Consider the following 2,015-nt stretch of genomic DNA (forward strand, 5'->3'; position numbering starts at 1 on the left):
GGACCCAACACCACACCCACATCAAGACCCTCGAAGAGCCGCGTCACATTCTGATGCGTGACCGCAACACCCTTGGGCACACCCGTGGTCCCCGACGTGTAGATGACATGCGCGACATCATCAGCAGCCGGACCCGACGCCAGCGCCGTTGTGGGGTATGTGTCGAGGCGTGGATCTGCCACATCGATGACCACCACCCCACCCCCGTCCAGCCGCTCCGCCAGCGCGGTGGTGGTGATCGCCGCGACCGGCGCCGCGTCAGCGAGCATGAACTGCACCCGCGCATCGGGATGAGCCGGGTCGATCGGCAGATACGCCGCACCAGACTTCAGCACCGCCAGAATCGACACGATCGCCTCAGCCGACCGATTGAACAACAGGGCCACACACCGACCCGGTCCCGCACCCAACCCGACCAACAAGTGCGCCAGTCGATTCGAGTCCTCGTCCAGCTCCCGATACGACAACGAGGCACCCGCACAACTGACCGCCACCGCATCCGGTGCGTGCAGGGCCTGCGCCGCGAACAGAGTCGGAATCGACACCCCCGCCACCGACTCGGTCAACACCGCACGATGACCGAGCCCGTCCAAGCGCTCACGCTCAGCCCCGTCGAGCACATCCACCGACGACAACAACCGCATCGGGTCGGCTGTCATCGTCTCCAACACCCGCTGCAGGCGCCCGATCAGCACCTCAACGCTGGCCGGGTCGAACACATCGGTGCGAAACTCCACCACCCCGCCGATACCGGCGGGCTCGCCAATGTCGTTGAGACGTTCGGCCAACGAGAACACCAGATCCATTCGGGCAGTCTCGGTTTCCGCCGGCAGCGGCGTGGCCTGCACATCACCGAGGGCAAACCCGGCGGCAGGATCGGCGGCGAAGTTCTGCCAGGCCAACATCACCTGCACCAGAGGGTGATGGGTCAGGCTTCGCGTCGGGTTGAGCCGATCGACCAGCACCTCGAACGGAACGTCCTGGTGCTCGAAGGCCGCCAGTCCGCGCTGGCGCACCTGATCCAGCAACTCGGCGATGGTGGGGTCCCCAGCCAGATCGACCCGCAGCACCAGGGTGTTGACGAAGAACCCGACCAGCTCGTCCAACGCTGTGTCACTGCGACCGGCGATCGGGAAGCCCACCGCCACATCAGAGCTGGCGCTCATCTGCGATAGCAGTACCGCCAGCGCGGCCTGCATCACCATGAAGCTCGTCGCGTTGTGCTCACGAGCGACCCGGGCAACCTGCTGTTGCAGTTCGGCAGGCCAGTCCACGGCCACACTGGCGCCCCTGTAGTCGGCCACCGGTGGATATGGTCGGTCAGTCGGCAACTCCAGCCGCTCGGGCAACCCGGCTAGGGCCTGCTCCCAATACGCCAACTGCTCAGCGATGCGACTGTCGGCATCGGCCAGGTCGCCCAGCTGTTCGCGCTGCCACAGCGTGTAGTCCACGTACTGCACCGGTAACGGCTGCCAGTCCGGGACCTGTCCGCCACATCGGCTGGCATAGGCCACCCCCATATCAGCCACCAGCGGGGTCACCGACCAGCCATCGGCGGCGATGTGGTGCACCACCGCCACTAACACGTGCTCATCGGCGTCAACGCGGAAAAGAGTTGCCCGCAACGGGATCTCGTTGGTCAGATCGAAACTGTGCTGTGCTACCGCGCCGACGGCATCCTCCAGGCGTCCCGCCGACCAGCCGCTGGCATCAACAACCTGCCAGCCAAAATCTGCCTGCTCTGCGGGCATCACCAGCTGCTGAGGTGTCCCGTCAACCGCGGTGAACAGGGTGCGCAGGCTCTCATGGCGGACCACCACATCCGCCAGTGCTTGGCCCAGCGCATCGGCATCGAGCCTCCCCCTCAGCCGCAACGCCACGGCCATGTTGTAGATCGGGGACGGACCCTGCAACTGCTCCAGGAACCACATCCGTTGTTGGGCATACGACAATGGGATGACCGCGGGTCGCTGTTGGGCTGTCAGTGGTTCACGCCCACCCGAGCCCGCGCTGAT

The 2,015-nt window shown here is 65.6% G+C and carries 1 protein-coding gene; it reads right to left on the reverse strand.

Annotated features, from left to right (window positions below; all coding sequences use genetic code 11):
- Positions 1-2,015, reverse strand: a 2,015-nt coding sequence (locus ABIA65_RS33440; protein ID WP_354526276.1) for a condensation domain-containing protein, incomplete at both ends; no start/stop codon positions are given.

Origin of the sequence: Mycolicibacterium sp. 624, from assembly GCF_040548615.1 — a bacterium.
In the GTDB taxonomy this organism is placed as follows: Bacteria; Actinomycetota; Actinomycetes; order Mycobacteriales; family Mycobacteriaceae; genus Mycobacterium.